This is a genomic window from Galbibacter sp. (assembly GCF_048266365.1).
Taxonomy (GTDB): domain Bacteria; phylum Bacteroidota; class Bacteroidia; order Flavobacteriales; family Flavobacteriaceae; genus Galbibacter.
Window position 1 is genome coordinate 1 of the sequence record NZ_JBLWZP010000022.1, and the last position, 15,035, is coordinate 15,035.

A 15,035-nucleotide genomic window follows, 5' to 3' on the forward strand; every position below is an offset into this window, starting at 1 on the left:
TGTGGCAAGACCAGTGAACAATTGCATAATTACAAAACCGATTAGTCCACAAATGATTATAGGTTTTCGACCATATTTATCTGAAAGCTTTCCCCAAACCACTACGAATAGTAATTGAAAAAATGGATAGATACTCGTAAGCAATCCAATATGGAAGTTGATAAGATCGGTGTCGAAATTGCTCTTTATTGATAGCCTTTCGGTATAGTAAGGAAGGGTTGGCAATAATATACCATAGCCCAACATCACTACAAATAAACTCAACAGGATTAAAAATACCCTGTTGAGTTTTTCTTTTCTTTCCATTTATTTTTTACCGATTTTTCGCTTTAATAATTGCGCATTAATGGCCACTATAATTGTACTCAAACTCATAAATACAGCTCCCACCGCAGGACCTAAAACAAATCCTGAAGAATACAGAACTCCAGCGGCTAATGGTATTGCAACAACGTTATAACCCGTAGCCCATATTAAGTTCTGAATCATTTTGTTGTAGGTCGCCTTTCCGAATAAAATCAAATTGGCAATATCTTGTGGGTTACTGTTTACCAAAATAATATCTGCTGTTTCTGCTGCCACATCGGTTCCCGAACCAACGGCAATACCAACGTTTGCTTGTGCCAAAGCAGGGGCATCGTTTACGCCATCGCCAGTCATTGCAACAAATTCGCCTTTGCCTTGCAATTTTTTAACGATTTCAACTTTTTGGTGTGGCAATACTTCAGCATAGTAACCATCCAGACCGAGTTTATCGCTTACGGCTTTGGCTGTTTTTTCGTTATCACCAGTTGCCATCAAGACTTTTATGTTGTTCTCTTTAAAGACCCTTATGGCTTCGGCAGATTCAGGTCTTATTTCATCAGCAAGAGCGATGTATCCTGCTAATGCACCTTCAATTAACACAAATACAACAGTTTCAGCAGCATCGCTATACGCCTCTTCTGGAATAGTGATTTTTTCATCCCTCAAATAACCAGGACTCACTACTTTCACCTGCTTGCCTTCTACATTTGCCTCTACACCTTTTCCTGTAATAGCATTAAAGTTTTCAGGATTGGGAATAGCAACCTTATCCTCCTTAACCCTTTTTATAATACCAACGGCAATAGGATGTTCAGAGCTTTGCTCCAAGGCACTTGCAAGTCTTAATACTTCGTCTAATGAATATTTTTCATCTACAGATTCAATTCGGGTAACACCAAAGTCCCCTTTAGTTAATGTTCCTGTTTTGTCAAAGAGCAAAGTGGATATTTTACGTGATTCCTCAAATGCAGTTCTATTACGAATCAATAATCCATTTTGTGCAGATACAGCGGTAGAAATGGCAACTACAAGAGGAATTGCAAGACCGAGTGCGTGTGGGCAAGCTATGACCATAACGGTAACCATTCTTTCTAATGCATAGACAAAAGGAAAGCCTAAAATCAACCAAACTGCCAACGTACCAAATCCAATAGCCAAGGCAATATAAGTTAACCACTTTGCCGCCCTATCGGAAAGGTTTTGCATTTTGGACTTGGTCTTTTGTGCTTCCTCAACCATTGTGATAACCTTGTTGAGATAACTGTCTTTTCCTGTATGTTCAACTTTAACCTTTATGCTGCCATTGCCGTTTACCGAACCTCCAATTACTTTATCCTTTTCTTCTTTTTTTACTGGCTTTGATTCCCCTGTAAGCATTGATTCGTTCAGGTAACTGGAACCTTCTACGATAATACCATCAGCAGGAACTTTTTCTCCCGGCTTAACCAATATCACATCATCTTTCAATAAATCTTCTAGTAAAATATCTTCAATAGTGTCTCCTTTTACCCTGTGAGCTTCGGCAGGCATCATACTAACTAGAAGCTGTAAGGCTTTTGAGGCACCCAAGACACTTCTCATTTCTATCCAATGACCCACCAGCATAATTGCGATTAGAGTGGCCAGTTCCCAGAAAAAATCAACACCCTGCAATCCAAAGACTGTTGCGGAACTATAAAAATAGGCCACACTAATGGCCATTGCTATTAACGTCATCATACCTGGTGCACCTTTTTTTACTTCAGACCAAAACCCTGTTAAAAAAGGCCAACCACCGTAAAAATAAACGACCGATGAAAGTGCAAAAAGGATATATGGATTTCCGGGAAGCAAAAACTCATATCCAAAAAAGTCCTGAATCATTGGTGAAAAGAAAAGAATGGGAATAGTAAGTACAAGGGTTACCCAAAACCGTTTCCTAAAATCGGCAATCATCATCTTGTGATGGTCGTGCCCTGCCATACCCATCGGTATACTTCCGTGGTCGTGTTTCATCTTTGAATGGTCCATTTTACTGTGGTCCATCTTGCTATGGTCGTCTGATTTTGGGTCTTTCATTTTAGAATGGTCCATTTTTGAATGACCCATCTTCGAGTGGTCCATTTTTTTGTCCTTGTGATTTTTGTTATTATCCATATTGTTCTATTTAAGTGTTATCGTAATTTTTTCCGCATTTCTTCTGAAATGTTTTCGGCATAGACACCATAGGCATCTACCAAAAGTCCCTTTATACCATCTTTTGATGAAATAGCATAAAGAACGCTGTTATCGTCTGTACTGCTCATACCTTCAAAACGATGGGTTTCATCCACATCAAAATCTTCGGGCTGAATTTCTATGTTCAGTGAGGCACATTGCAAGCATTCTGGTTTCAAGTTAAAATCATAGGTATATCCTCTTTGTTGAAGGTCATTGATTGCTTCTGAAAGGGTGTCGTAGTTGTTCATTTTCTTTTATTTATAAGTCATTGTGAAATAACTGTTGTCTTCTTCGGTAAATTTCTGAAAGGTCAATAGGCCGTTCTCATTTAATTTTTCTATTACATTATAATTTAATTGCTTGATACGAATACCCAACGCATAGGCCTTAATATTGATTTTTGATTTAATATTGTTTTTGTTACTGTCTAATTTTCGGTTGTAAATCTTTATAGTACTTTTTGAACCGAAGAAATTCAACAATCCTGAATCAAAGCTCATTTCCAATTCTATATTTGCCAAGTTTTCCAAATCATATAGCTCTTTAAAATTTGCAGATGTGGTATTGATTTCGGTTTCCTTTGATTTTGGGTTGGAGAACGGAAATGCCATTACCATAATACTGGCTTCATCTGGTTTACAACGATAAGTGGTTATATATTTGTCGGTAGATTGTTTGTCTTTGTCAAACAACTCTGTGATTACCTCAATTTCATAATATTCATTTTTCCTTTTTGTTTTTCCGGCTTCAAAAGTTTGTTTGTTTAAAAAATCGCCATCTTCATCAAAATTTTCCCGAACTACAACCCTGCCCGAAATCTGCCCAATAAGCATTTCAGTTTGTCCAGTCATTGTAATACTGAATAAAGTAAGTAATACTATGAAGACTCGTTTTTTCATATATGGTGCATTAATTTCTTTACTTCTTTTGCCAGTATATCGCTTAAATCAATCCCATTTGAAGGGTGTGGAATGGTATTGCAGGTCACTATTTTTTCTACGCCGGAATCCAACAAATCCCGATAGGCATTACCTGAAAAAACGGCGTGAATACCAACACATATTGGTGGTTTCATTCCTGCTTTTTTCAAATGTTGTACGGTTTCAATCATTGTTCGAGCTGTAGAAATAATATCATCTACCAAAATTGGTGTGGCGTTTTTATATTTTTCCACATCAGGCACAGAAACTTCCACATCCCGGTCACCGTGACGCACTTTTTGCAATACTGTAAATGGTGCTCCTGCATTTTTTGCTACTTCAGAAACCCATTGTTCGCTTTCGGAATCCGGACCTATTAATACTGGGTTTTTTATATTTTCTTTTATCCATTTTGAAATGTCATCTGCAGCGTGAATGACTTTGTTTGGAATTTGATAGACTTCGCTTAAAGAGCTAATCCTGTGTAAGTGCGGGTCAACAGTTGTAATGCTATCAGCAAAACCGGAAATTAACTTCCCGAAATAGGTAGAGGTAACGCCCTCACCCTCATTAAATATTTTGTCTTGTCGCATATATGCCAAATACGGTGCTACCAAACAGGTACACATAGCACCTAATGATTTGGCGGTGTGGCTTAAAAAATATAGCGGTAATAATTTCTCATCAGGGTCGTGTAGGGTGCAGACCAAGACCACACATTTATCTTTTACGTCAGATAATATGCGCGTGTAGGATTCGCCGTCAGGGAACTTTCGTAAGGTGGTCTTTCCCACTTCAGCATTCATTTTTGTTGCCATTAGCTCTGTTAATTCCTCGTTTCTCGGAAGGCTGAATAATATCGTTTTCATAGTATGTTTTTAATTTATGGTTATAATATCCTTGTGATTATTTTTATACTCCATTGCATAATTGAGTTCGCCTTGGGATTCAGCATATATGGTATATAGTAATTGGTTCTCTTCAACTTGCTCTCCTATATGGACATTTAAAAGAATACCTGCGGATTTAGATTGAGGTGCGCCTGAAAGTTTGGCAAGCTTTGCTATCTTTCGATTATCAATGCGCTTTAGACTGCCTGATTTTTCTGCTCTGATTTCAATTTTATAAGGTGCTAAAACAGGCTTTGAAAAACGGCCTTGGGCCTTACAAATGGCAAGGAATTTTTCATACGCTTTTCCAGATTTTAGTATTTGATGTGCGGTTTCCGTTCCTTTTCCTTTTTCGACTTTGCCCGAAAGCTCTATAAGTTCTCCAGCCAAAAGCAATGACCTTTCCATTAAGTCCATTGGTGCATCTGTCTCATTTTTCAAAACCTTTAGTATATCGATGGCTTCTAAAGTTGGGCCAATCCCTCTCCCTACAGGTTGCGTACCATCTGTAATGACCACTTTTACATTCAACCCGACAGTGTTGCCTACCGTTTCCATATGGTTTTTTAGTTTTTGTGCCATTTCTTCACTTCTAACTTTCGCAGTTTTTCCTACGGGAATATCTATAACAACGTGGGTTGAACCTGCCGCAGCCTTTTTGGAAAGTACCGAGGCTATGAGTTGCCCTTCGCTATCAATATCCAAGGCCTTCTCAATCTTAATCAGTACATCATCAGCGGGACTTAATTGCGCTGTACCACCCCAAACAAAACAACCTCCTTCTTTTTCTACCACAGCCGTTATTTCTTCGGAAGAGAGCGTAACATTGGTCAGAACTTCCATAGTATCTGCTGTACCTGCGGGCGAAGTAATGGCTCGCGAGGACGTTTTTGGCATTGTAAGTCCATAAGCAGCTACAATGGCCACTACCAAGGGTGTGGTTCTATTGCCGGGTAATCCGCCAATGCAATGTTTATCGACAACGATTTCTTTATTCCAATTCAATTGTTTTCCAGAAGCAATCATAGCTTTTGTGAGGTCGGATATTTCATCACTATCCATTCGGTCTCCTGCACAGGCAGTAATGAATGCTGAAAGGTGTATGTTGGAATAGTCGCCTTCAACGATATCGGTTATGATTTGGTTGTAGGCGTTGTAATCTAGTTTTTGGTTATAGATTTTTGCCCTGACGTGGCTTAACGACTCTATAGGTTCTAAATGGGAAACGTACAAGGTGTCATTGTCGGAAACATTCAACTTTTTTGCGGCAGCATCCGATAGTCCTATTTCGTTGGGCATCAGGACATCAGACTTTAAAACATTTAGACTTGCAACGATTGAGGTGCTTGCATTGGATATCCTTATTCGTGTTAATGCTTCAAAACCTTCTGAAATACACACGTGGCAGTCTTCACGCATATACACCACATTTTCGTTTTGGGTGTAGATTCCAAGATGTTTGTATTTTAATATATTTGAATGTTGTTCCATAGTTTATTTTATTTCTTCAATGCTATATAATTGTGGGATTTCAGCATCCCACCCATAGGTCTCCCTGATACCTTTTTGTAGTGCTTCTGCACTTTCTTTTTCACCGTGTACAATGAAAATCCGCTCTGGTTTATTTTTTATTTTGCTCATCCAATCCATAAGCTCTGTATGGTCTGCGTGTGCCGAGAGCCCTTCGATTTCTGCAACTTCCATATGAAATGGCACCCATTTTCCGTACACTTTTAATTCCTTATCGCCTTCCAATAGCTTTCTTCCACGAGTGCCTTCAGCTTGATAACCCACAAAAAGCAAGGTGTTTTTTTGGTTTTGTGCCTGTGTTTCAAGATAGTTGAGCATTCTACCACCAGTAAGCATTCCACTTCCCGCAATCACGATTTTTGGCTTGTTGTCGGTCCGTAATTCCATTGTTTCACGATAACTGCTTACGACCGTGAAATGTGAGCACATTTCATCACATTCATTGTCCTCTAATCTGTGCCAATCCCTTGTACGGTGGAAGAGTTCGAGTACATTCGCTCCCATTGGACTGTCCATTATCATTTGTACTTTCGGTATTTTGTTCTCTTTTAATAATCTCCAAAAAATGAGCATCATCAATTGGGCACGTTCTACCGAAAAGCTTGGAATAAACAGGCTGCCACCTCTATTGATGGTATCGTTGACCAATTTTTCAATCTGTGGCAGTGCTTCTACTTCATCTGGATGAAATCTTCCGCCATAAGTGGATTCAATGAAAAGCACATCTGCTTTTTTTGGTTTTAGTGGTGGGTAGAGCAATAAATCATTGGTTCTTCCAATATCTCCCGAAAAGACAAAACGTTTTCCGTGTATATCCAACTCGATGTAAGAGGCACCGAGAATATGACCATTGTATTGAAATCTGGCCTTTATATTTTTCATCAATGGCATCCATTGAGCAGGTGGTACTCCCTTGAAATGTGGAAGGGTTTTTTCAACATCGTTTAAATCGTAAAGCGGTTCTGCCGGACTATGTTTGGAATAGCCTTCTTTGTTGGCGCGTTCGGCTTCCTGCTCTTGGATTTTTGCACTATCGTTCAAAATGATTTTTGCAATGTCCAAAGTGGGATTAGTGCCGTAAATCGGGCCTTTAAACCCTTGTTTTACCAATCGAGGTAAATACCCTGTGTGGTCCATATGGCCGTGGGTAAGCAAGACCATATCAATTTCTGAAACTTCAACGGGTGGATATTCCCAGTTTTTAAGGCGCAATTCCTTCAACCCTTGAAATAGTCCGCAGTCTATCAATATCTTTCTTTCTCCCGTATCCACTAAATATTTTGAGCCGGTTACTGTACCAGCTGCGCCCAGAAAGTGAATGTTTATTTTAGTGTTATTCATCTTTGTACTATTTATTTAAAGTCCACCACAGCAAGAAGGTGTATTCCCTTTATCTTGGTTAGATTTACTCAATTCTACTATTTCTTTATATAGGTTTCGTGAATCCTCTTTGATATAGAGTGCTACCTTTTTTATGGATTTAGGTTCAAAGTCTACCATATCCAATAGTATTTCCAAGGCCTCTTCAAGTAGTTTCGGGTCATTCTCCAATGCTTCGTAAAAAGGCTCAAAATCTATGTTATTCTGTGGTTTTGTTTCTTTAGTTTTCATATAATTATTTTTAAGATTATATTTTTTAATGGTTTTTGCATAATGCTTCAGAATCTTCCAAAATCTTTTTATGTCTTGTTTTATCAATTCCAATTTGGTTTAATAAAGTAGGTTTTTCGTGAAGCTCTTTGCAGAGTACAATTCCTTTATCCAATAATTTTGTTTTTTCGGATTTGGTCAGAGTTGTTAATGCTGTTAAGGGATGAAATCCAGACTTGTCTATTCTGTCTTTTAAACCATTTTCCATAGGATAATCCCAGCTTGTCAATAACAATCCAACACATTTACCATATTGCACCGCATCGGTTGTAAATCGTGTATTGGTGTACACACCGCCTTTATGTAGTTTGGCCTCGTGACCTTTTTGATGTTCCCATTGTTTTTCAACATCCAAAAACCGTGAATGGATGTACAAGGGAATCTTGACATTGCAAAACCGTCCTTGGTCGCTATGGTATTTGCACTCAATCATATAATGGTAATTATTCTTTTGGGCTATAACATCTACTTCGTGTTGCACGCAATTGCCCTGTACAATCACACCAACCTTTGTTTCAAACCCTTCGTGTGCCAATAGTTTCCCCACTAATTTTTCAAATGGAAAACCGGAAGGCCCTAATTCCATCAAGGCTTTTTTGAGTTTGTACTTTGAGGCACTTACACGTGATTTACCTTTAAGCATTTTAAATGCCATTTGGTAGATTTTTTTTGTAGTAATACCATCGTAAATTGTAGACTCAATTTGTGCTACTATTTGCTTAATCACGGTATCGTTTGCCTGTGCCCGTTTTAGTGAATTGATGAGTTTGTCCACATCAAATTCAACTACATCTCCAGAGTGTTTCACTATTTTAATTGAGTTTTCCATTTTTTAAATATGTATTGTCATTACGGGTAATGTGGAATGATTGGTAACACCTTCAGCGATGCCTTTAGAGAATAGACTTAAAAACCCTGTCTTGCCGTGTGTAACCATTGCAATTAAATCTGTTGGCTGCTGTTCTACAAACGTGTTGATTCCCGTTTCTACCGAAGGTTCATTGTAAACAGCCATCCCATAGTTTTTTACTGATGGAAATTTTTGCAGAAACTCTTTTATTGGGTTTAATCCTTGCTCGATGCTATTGAAGTCAGTTTCTGTATTAATCCGTAACAGATGGATTTTTGCATCACATTTTTCAGCAATGGATTGCACTTCTTGAAACGGTCGACTGACATCTTCCTTAAAGTCTGAAACAAATACAATGTCTTTGAACGGAAACGATACTGGTTCATCCTTTACCACAATAACAGGAGCATTTGCTTTTCGAACAATCTCTTCGACATTACTACCAGTTATTTCTCGGATGACCCCCTTGGTGCCACTGCTTCCTGTTATGATGAAATCGTGGTGATAATGATTTGAATGGTCTAAAATATCGCCTTGTCCAGCATCAAATTGTAGAAACCTGCGACATTTTAATCCTTCACGTTCTGCGGTTCTTTCCAGTTCTCGTAAAGCTGCTCTGGCAATGCCAATTTTTTTTAATGTCTCTGGATATCTGTTTTCCTTTTGCTTATCCAATTTCACCCAATCTACAGGGGTTTTCAATAGGTGTAAAAAGTGTATTTCGGCCTTATACAGTTTGGCCACTTTAATGCCTAAATGTGCAGCTTTGATACAGTTTTCAGAGAAATCGGTGGGTACGAGTATGTTTTTCATTTTATTTAAATTTTAATTATTAGGTTTCCATTTAAAATCACAAAGTTTTGCTCCACCTGCAATACTATTTGTGCGTTCCAATTTAGCATTCCACATTTCGGCCAATGGAAAGTCTAATGCACACCAAGTATTTACACAGAACTCGGACAGTCCTTTGGTTTCAAAATATTCGGCAACGGGACATTTGGTGCAATTAAAGCAAACAGAACTATCGGGTTGAAGAATGTTTTCCCATTTATAGGAAGGGCTGCTGAAGGGAAATGCCCTAAACAGTTCGGTGGCATATTTTAGCCTTTTAGCATTACTTTGATACTTTAGTCGAGTAATATTCCAAGATAGCTTACCCATTATTTTATAGACCTTCCAAGCGATATCGTAAAAGTATTTTGTGGTTTTGGCATTACTTATCCCTCTTTGTGTCAATTCTTGATAAAAAGCCGTAGACATTGCTGCAAGATGAACCATAAGTGTTCCTCCAAAAGTTGGTTCTTTTTTAATCTCCCTTTTCAACGCATTGTAGCGTAGCCAATAGCCCTTGAGGATTGCCTTAATTTCAATATCTTCAAAATTGGGCGTCAGCACTTCTGTTGCGGCTTTTGCTGCAACTGTTTTATACCATAGAAGGATTATTTTTAACATTGTTATTTTTGGTTATTGTTAATTTTCCGAAAAGACTTCGTTTCCAGAACGCACTTGCTTTTCAAAACAGTCCAGATTATATATGGTTGTTTCAGCAATATTGGTCATAGCTGTTTCGGTTAAAAATGCTTGATGGCTTGTGATTAATACATTGTTGAAGGTCATTAATCGTGCAATCACATCGTCTTGCAAAATATCTTCAGAATGGTCTTCAAAGAACAACCCTTCTTCTTCCTCGTAAACATCTATTCCGAAATAGCCAATTTTTTTGGTTTTCAATCCTTCGATAACCGCCTTGGTATCTACCAATCCGCCACGACTGGTATTGATGAGCATTACTCCAGGTTTCATAAGTGCAATATGTTCTTTGTCAATCAAGTGTTTTGTTGAAACTTTTAATGGTATGTGCAGGCTTATTATATCGGAGTGTTTACAGAGCGTTGCACAATCCGTATAGATTACACCATATTTATCTATCATATTTTGGTCTTCATTAATATCTTGAGCAAGAATATTGCAACCAAATCCGTGTAGAATTTTTATGAGCACAGACCCAATTTTCCCTGTTCCAATCACACCCACGGTTTTTCCATTGAGGTCGAAACCAGTCAGGCCGTTCAATGAAAAGTTTTGTTCGCGAACCCTATTGTGCGCTTTAATTAATTTTCGATTTAATGCAAGTATCAGCGCCATTGTATGTTCGGCAATTGCATACGGGGAATATGCTGGCACACGAGCCACTTTTATACCCAGTTCTGATGCTTTTTTTAAATCGACGTGATTAAAACCTGCCGAGCGTAAAGCGATGAATTTTATGCCCTGCTTGTGTAAAATCTTCAACACTTCCGAAGAGGCGTCATCACTGGAAAAAAGTGCTATGGCCTTTGAGTCTTCTGCCAATAAGGCGGTTTCCTTTGTTAGTCGAAATTCTAAAAAATTCAGTTGATGCTTTCCATTATTGGCATTTACAATGGAAGGTTTATCGAATTTATGTGTGCTGTATATGGTTGTTTTCATTTCTTTTTATTTTACTTCCCAAATAGTTCTAAAAGTTCATATAATTCAGTATTTACCTGATGTTGTTTGACTACCTCTTTAAAAGGGGTTAGGTGCAATTGATTATTCAAAATTCCAACCATCGCGTTCTTTTTACCTTCTGAAAGGACGTTTACACTTGCCACTCCAAGTCTAATTCCCAACATTCTATCTAAAGCAGAAGGATTTCCGCCTCGCTGTACGTGGCCAAGTTTGGTGATTCGTAAATCGACATCGGGATTAACCTCCTTTATTTTTGAGGAAACAAGTTCAGCACCTATTTCATCACCTTCAGAAACCACGACAAGGAAGGCATCTTCGCTATCGTAGTTTTTAACCTTGTCCAATAGGTATATAAAGTCTTTCCCGCTTTCTGGAATTAGGATGGCATCTGCACCGACCATCAAACCCGAATGAATAGCGATATAGCCTGAATCCCTTCCCATTACTTCTACAATGAACACACGGTTGTGGGATTCAGCGGTATCTCGTATTTTATCAATATTTTCAATGGCTGTATTTACTGCGGAATCAAAACCGAGGGTGTAATCTGTACCGGAAATATCGTTGTCGATAGTTCCTGGAATACCTATAAATGGGATATCGCATATTTCTGAAAAAGCCAATAGACCTTTAAATGTGCCATCGCCGCCAATAGCAATTAGGGCATCTACGTTGTTCGCTTTTATGGTTTGCAATGCTTTTTTTCGACCCTCCAGTTCCAGAAATCGCTTGCTCCGTGCTGTTTTTAGGACAGTGCCACCTTGGTGTAATGACTTTTGTAATTCGTGTGATTTTAAGGATATTAAATCCCCATCTATCAACCCTTCATACCCTTTTCGAAAACCACTAGTTTTTATACTCTTTGCTTCAGCGGATTTGGCAATGGCGTACAGAGCAGCGTTCATACCAGGGCTATCACCTCCAGATGTAAATACGCCTATATGTTTAATTTTAATAGTGTTCATTAGATATGGTTTTTTGTAACTTTTTTTCTGAAATAGTAAAACCTTGGATTGTGTTCCAAACAAATTCTGCTTCTTTCAAAAAGAATTGATGGTCTCCTTCCGATGAAGTAATCAGGTGTGCATTTTTAAATTCCCTTGATAATTTTAAGGCATTCTCTAAAGGCGCCGTGGTGTCTTTTTCTCCGTGGATAAAAAGCACGTCTTTATCCTTAATTTTCCTTGCCATCACATATAAATCTGTTTTCAAGATGACTTCAGTGAGCGAATAATAATAACTCATCCAATGATGCTTTTTTGCATCTTCATAAACTTCATCCGTTAGGTTATCGGGTTTGAATGCACGTGACATAAATATGGGATGAATCATACAGATGTATTTTGAGAATTTACTTGACGAAATCCTATCCACAAGGGAATGTGTGGACATTACTTTCTTAAATTCATCTGCATCTTTATAAACAGGTATGCCGATAAAAACTCCTGCCTTGAACCAATGAGCATATTTCTCTAAAAGTGCTAATGAAATTATCGCTCCCATTGAATGTCCCGCAATAGTTGTTTTTCCATCATTGAACCCTTCTTTTTTTAAAATCAATTCTAACGCTTGCAGTTGTACCGATAAGGAATAATCACTTTTTGGTTTTGGCGAATCACCAAAGCCTAGAAGGTCTATCAAAAGCAAGGAATGTGTTTTAGTTATGCTTTCTAATTCACGTTTCCAATAATTCAACGAGCCTGTTAAACCGTGCAGCAAAACGAGTTTGTTTATTCCAGAACCTATTATTTCATAATTCAAGAGCGTTTCGTTGGCATCATAAGCTGGTTGCGTACCAATCTTGTAATGCTGATAGCCTGCAATAGCTACTACAGGTAAAATGAACACTATGGAAATGAATAGTAACGTCATTATTAAAAGATGAATCAATTTTTTTATGTCCTCGTTTAGTGATTATGCAATATTTATTTTTTCATCTAAATAGATGCTTTGCACAGCATTGATTAATTTAACCCCTTCACCAAAGGGTTTTTGAAATGCCTTTCGACCCATTATCAACCCAGAACCGCCTGCCCTTTTATTGATTACGGCTGTTGTAACCGCTTCCACTATATCGGACGCTCCTTTAGAGCCGCCACCGGAATTAATTAATCCTATTTTACCCATATAACAATTGGCTACTTGTAACCTACAAAGGTCAATAGGATGATCTGTTGTCAACGTATCATACATTTCATCATCATATTTTCCAAACCCTATCTCTTTAAAGCCAAAATTGTTTGTAGGCAATTTTTGTTTAATAATATCTGCCTGAATAGTAACACCCAAGTGATTGGCCTGTCCAGTTACATCGGCAGCAGCGTGGTAATCTTCTTTTTTAGTTTTAAAGGCTTCGTTTCGGGTATAGCACCATAAAATGGTAGCCATACCTAAATTGTGAGCTTCTTCAAAAGCCTCCGAAATTTCCTTTAGCTGTCTATTACTTTCTTCAGAACCAAAATAGATGGTAGCACCTACTGCAGCCGCTCCCATATCCCAAGCCGCTTTGACCTTTCCAAATAATGTTTGGTCATATTTGTTGGGATAGGTAAGCAGTTCATTGTGGTTAATCTTCACTATAAATGGAATTTTATGGGCATATTTTCTTGCATTTAATCCCAAAACACCAAAGGTTGAAGCCACTCCATTGCATCCTGCTTCTATTGCCAATTTGATGATATTCTCTGGGTCAAAATAATCTGGGTTTTTATAGAATGAGAAAGCAGCACTATGCTCAATGCCTTGGTCAACAGGAAGAATACTCAAGTAACCTGTGCCACCTATGTTTCCGTGATTGTACAATTGGGCAAGACTGCGCAATACTTGCGGATTTCTGTTACTATTGGTAAATACTTTGTCGAGACTGTTTTTGCTTGGTGTTTGCAATTCATCCTTTGTTATTTTTTCACAAACGTGGTCCAAATAGTAGGATGCTTTTTCTCCTAAAATCTTTGTTATGTTTTCATCTGTTTTCATAAGTCAATTTTATTTGATTCCTAAACTTTCATTGGTTTTGGAAATGGATTTTGCGCCATCTGTTTCAATTCCAGTTAATGCTCTAATGGCATCGATTGTTTCAGGAATTACAATGGCTTGGTTATCGACTACGTAGGCGTAGAAAAGTTCATCTCCCACTACCTTCAACATATCTTTCCAAAGGGCAACTTCGTACATATCGCCCCAAGGTCTTCCCATATCCAAAAACATTTCCTTAATAGTGTTGTTGGACACCAACCCTTGGTCATATCGAATCAATTTAATACGGCTTGACGTTTTAAATGCATTTAGCACTTCTTTTTTAGATGCTTGTTTTTTTAACTTCACGTTCCAGTAGTGCATATGGCTTAAGGTTTGGGGGACTTTTACTGCGGCAGTGATGACATCCAAATCGGGGTCTACACTTTTAGCATCCGGACCTTGGTGGCTCGGGATGTTTTTTTCTGGGACCATTGTATTCATAATACCACCTAAATGGCTCTCCCAAGGGTCTGTGGCTCTTCTTAAAAGTGTGCCTCTGGCATAATCCAATAAATCCGCTCTTTTTAGAGCTGTCAATGTTCTTAAAATAGAGGTGGTGTTGCAGGAAACAACCCTTGTGGCATCTAAATTTAATGCCGATTTATAGTTGTTTTCGGCACTAAAGGAATGACCTGTGGTTTCGTGTTTTTCGCCTCCGTGCAAAATAAATTTGATATTTTGTTTTTTATAAATTGCTACATTTTGAGCCGCAATCTTTTTAGGTGTACAATCCACGACGAGGTCTGATTTTTCTAAAAGCCCCTGCATATTGCCTTTTACTGAAATACCTTCGGATTTCATTTTGTTTTCTGCTTCTTCAGTTGCTGCGTAGATATTGTACTCTTTTCTTACGGCATTTTGAATGCGCCAATCGCTTATGATATCACATACTCCGGAAAGCTCCATATCGTCTTGTAGATTGATAGCATCGGCCACCCTTTTTCCAATGACTCCGTATCCTATAACTGCTATTTTTTTCATTTGAATTGTTTTTAAATTATTCTTCTGTTTCATTTACTAATGATTTGGGTTTAAAATTTCTAATAATCAGGCGGTTGCTCTTTTCATATGTGAAATAGCTTACCGCCCAATTAAAACCAACCATCAATCTATTTCTAAATCCGCTTATGGATAATAAGTGTACAATTGACCATAGCAACCAAGCGAAATAACCTGCAAATT

General features: G+C 38.1%; 16 protein-coding genes and 1 pseudogene. All 17 read right to left on the reverse strand.

Annotation, left to right across the window (positions count from 1 at the left end; translation table 11 throughout):
- Positions 1 to 306: MFS transporter (locus ACN0TV_RS16545; RefSeq protein ID WP_417364387.1), on the reverse strand; the 306-nt coding region annotated here is incomplete at its 3' end.
- Entirely contained in the window at positions 307 to 2,442 is a 2,136-nt protein-coding gene (locus ACN0TV_RS16550) for a copper-translocating P-type ATPase (RefSeq protein ID WP_417364389.1), read from the reverse strand. It abuts the gene before it with no gap.
- A 17-nt stretch (positions 2,443 to 2,459) separates the two neighbouring features.
- On the reverse strand, positions 2,460 to 2,753 hold the full coding sequence (locus ACN0TV_RS16555; RefSeq protein ID WP_417364390.1) for a phosphoribosylpyrophosphate synthetase: 294 nt from the start codon (positions 2,751 to 2,753) through the stop codon (positions 2,460 to 2,462).
- Between the two features lie 6 nt (positions 2,754 to 2,759).
- Entirely contained in the window at positions 2,760 to 3,404 is a 645-nt protein-coding gene (locus ACN0TV_RS16560; RefSeq protein WP_417364392.1) for a hypothetical protein, read from the reverse strand.
- A complete protein-coding gene (locus tag ACN0TV_RS16565; RefSeq protein ID WP_417364394.1) occupies positions 3,401 to 4,294 on the reverse strand; it encodes a ribose-phosphate pyrophosphokinase in 894 nt (297 codons plus the stop codon). The genes ACN0TV_RS16560 and ACN0TV_RS16565 overlap by 4 nt, the downstream gene beginning before the upstream one ends.
- A 9-nt stretch (positions 4,295 to 4,303) precedes the next feature.
- Positions 4,304 to 5,806: a thymidine phosphorylase family protein gene (locus ACN0TV_RS16570; protein WP_417364396.1), complete on the reverse strand. Its 1,503-nt coding sequence runs from the start codon at positions 5,804 to 5,806 to the stop codon at positions 4,304 to 4,306.
- Positions 5,807 to 5,809: 3 nt separating this feature from the next.
- The gene (locus ACN0TV_RS16575; protein WP_417364398.1) at positions 5,810 to 7,186 is read right to left on the reverse strand and encodes an MBL fold metallo-hydrolase RNA specificity domain-containing protein; all 1,377 of its coding nucleotides are present in this window, start codon (positions 7,184 to 7,186) and stop codon (positions 5,810 to 5,812) included.
- Positions 7,187 to 7,201: 15 nt separating this feature from the next.
- On the reverse strand, positions 7,202 to 7,456 hold the full coding sequence (locus ACN0TV_RS16580; protein ID WP_045079574.1) for a hypothetical protein: 255 nt from the start codon (positions 7,454 to 7,456) through the stop codon (positions 7,202 to 7,204).
- 25 nt (positions 7,457 to 7,481) lie between these two features.
- Positions 7,482 to 8,324 carry an ATP cone domain-containing protein gene (locus tag ACN0TV_RS16585; RefSeq protein WP_045079573.1) on the reverse strand — a complete coding sequence of 281 codons (843 nt, stop codon included), beginning with the start codon at positions 8,322 to 8,324 and terminating at the stop codon, positions 7,482 to 7,484.
- Between the two features lie 3 nt (positions 8,325 to 8,327).
- The gene (locus ACN0TV_RS16590) at positions 8,328 to 9,158 is read right to left on the reverse strand and encodes a universal stress protein (protein ID WP_417364401.1); all 831 of its coding nucleotides are present in this window, start codon (positions 9,156 to 9,158) and stop codon (positions 8,328 to 8,330) included.
- Positions 9,159 to 9,170: 12 nt separating this feature from the next.
- On the reverse strand, positions 9,171 to 9,797 hold the full coding sequence (locus ACN0TV_RS16595; RefSeq protein WP_045079571.1) for an L-2-amino-thiazoline-4-carboxylic acid hydrolase: 627 nt from the start codon (positions 9,795 to 9,797) through the stop codon (positions 9,171 to 9,173).
- A gap of 18 nt (positions 9,798 to 9,815) precedes the next feature.
- The gene (locus ACN0TV_RS16600; protein ID WP_045079570.1) at positions 9,816 to 10,814 is read right to left on the reverse strand and encodes a 2-hydroxyacid dehydrogenase; all 999 of its coding nucleotides are present in this window, start codon (positions 10,812 to 10,814) and stop codon (positions 9,816 to 9,818) included.
- 11 nt (positions 10,815 to 10,825) lie between these two features.
- Positions 10,826 to 11,800: an ATP-dependent 6-phosphofructokinase gene (locus ACN0TV_RS16605; RefSeq protein WP_045079569.1), complete on the reverse strand. Its 975-nt coding sequence runs from the start codon at positions 11,798 to 11,800 to the stop codon at positions 10,826 to 10,828.
- Entirely contained in the window at positions 11,787 to 12,707 is a 921-nt protein-coding gene (locus ACN0TV_RS16610) for an alpha/beta fold hydrolase (protein WP_045079568.1), read from the reverse strand. Before ACN0TV_RS16610 ends, ACN0TV_RS16605 begins: the two co-directional genes overlap by 14 nt.
- Positions 12,708 to 12,749: 42 nt before the next feature.
- Positions 12,750 to 13,811: a class I fructose-bisphosphate aldolase gene (locus tag ACN0TV_RS16615; RefSeq protein WP_045079567.1), complete on the reverse strand. Its 1,062-nt coding sequence runs from the start codon at positions 13,809 to 13,811 to the stop codon at positions 12,750 to 12,752.
- Between the two features lie 9 nt (positions 13,812 to 13,820).
- Positions 13,821 to 14,834, reverse strand: a complete 1,014-nt coding sequence (locus ACN0TV_RS16620) for a type II glyceraldehyde-3-phosphate dehydrogenase (RefSeq protein WP_045079566.1) — start codon at positions 14,832 to 14,834, stop codon at positions 13,821 to 13,823.
- Between the two features lie 16 nt (positions 14,835 to 14,850).
- A pseudogene (locus ACN0TV_RS16625) lies at positions 14,851 to 15,035 on the reverse strand (NAD(P)/FAD-dependent oxidoreductase); the annotation flags it as partial.

What these genes read in the sequence shown, in the direction of transcription:
- ACN0TV_RS16550 (WP_417364389.1), bottom strand. Translation starts at nt 2,442, where the DNA reads ATGGATAATAACAAAAATCACAAGGACAAAAAAATGGACCACTCGAAG.
- ACN0TV_RS16555 (WP_417364390.1), bottom strand. Translation starts at nt 2,753, where the DNA reads ATGAACAACTACGACACCCTTTCAGAAGCAATCAATGACCTTCAACAA.
- ACN0TV_RS16560 (WP_417364392.1), bottom strand. Translation starts at nt 3,404, where the DNA reads ATGAAAAAACGAGTCTTCATAGTATTACTTACTTTATTCAGTATTACA.
- ACN0TV_RS16565 (WP_417364394.1), bottom strand. Translation starts at nt 4,294, where the DNA reads ATGAAAACGATATTATTCAGCCTTCCGAGAAACGAGGAATTAACAGAG.
- ACN0TV_RS16570 (WP_417364396.1), bottom strand. Translation starts at nt 5,806, where the DNA reads ATGGAACAACATTCAAATATATTAAAATACAAACATCTTGGAATCTAC.
- ACN0TV_RS16575 (WP_417364398.1), bottom strand. Translation starts at nt 7,186, where the DNA reads ATGAATAACACTAAAATAAACATTCACTTTCTGGGCGCAGCTGGTACA.
- ACN0TV_RS16580 (WP_045079574.1), bottom strand. Translation starts at nt 7,456, where the DNA reads ATGAAAACTAAAGAAACAAAACCACAGAATAACATAGATTTTGAGCCT.
- ACN0TV_RS16585 (WP_045079573.1), bottom strand. Translation starts at nt 8,324, where the DNA reads ATGGAAAACTCAATTAAAATAGTGAAACACTCTGGAGATGTAGTTGAA.
- ACN0TV_RS16590 (WP_417364401.1), bottom strand. Translation starts at nt 9,158, where the DNA reads ATGAAAAACATACTCGTACCCACCGATTTCTCTGAAAACTGTATCAAA.
- ACN0TV_RS16595 (WP_045079571.1), bottom strand. Translation starts at nt 9,797, where the DNA reads ATGTTAAAAATAATCCTTCTATGGTATAAAACAGTTGCAGCAAAAGCC.
- ACN0TV_RS16600 (WP_045079570.1), bottom strand. Translation starts at nt 10,814, where the DNA reads ATGAAAACAACCATATACAGCACACATAAATTCGATAAACCTTCCATT.
- ACN0TV_RS16605 (WP_045079569.1), bottom strand. Translation starts at nt 11,800, where the DNA reads ATGAACACTATTAAAATTAAACATATAGGCGTATTTACATCTGGAGGT.
- ACN0TV_RS16610 (WP_045079568.1), bottom strand. Translation starts at nt 12,707, where the DNA reads ATGACGTTACTATTCATTTCCATAGTGTTCATTTTACCTGTAGTAGCT.
- ACN0TV_RS16615 (WP_045079567.1), bottom strand. Translation starts at nt 13,811, where the DNA reads ATGAAAACAGATGAAAACATAACAAAGATTTTAGGAGAAAAAGCATCC.
- ACN0TV_RS16620 (WP_045079566.1), bottom strand. Translation starts at nt 14,834, where the DNA reads ATGAAAAAAATAGCAGTTATAGGATACGGAGTCATTGGAAAAAGGGTG.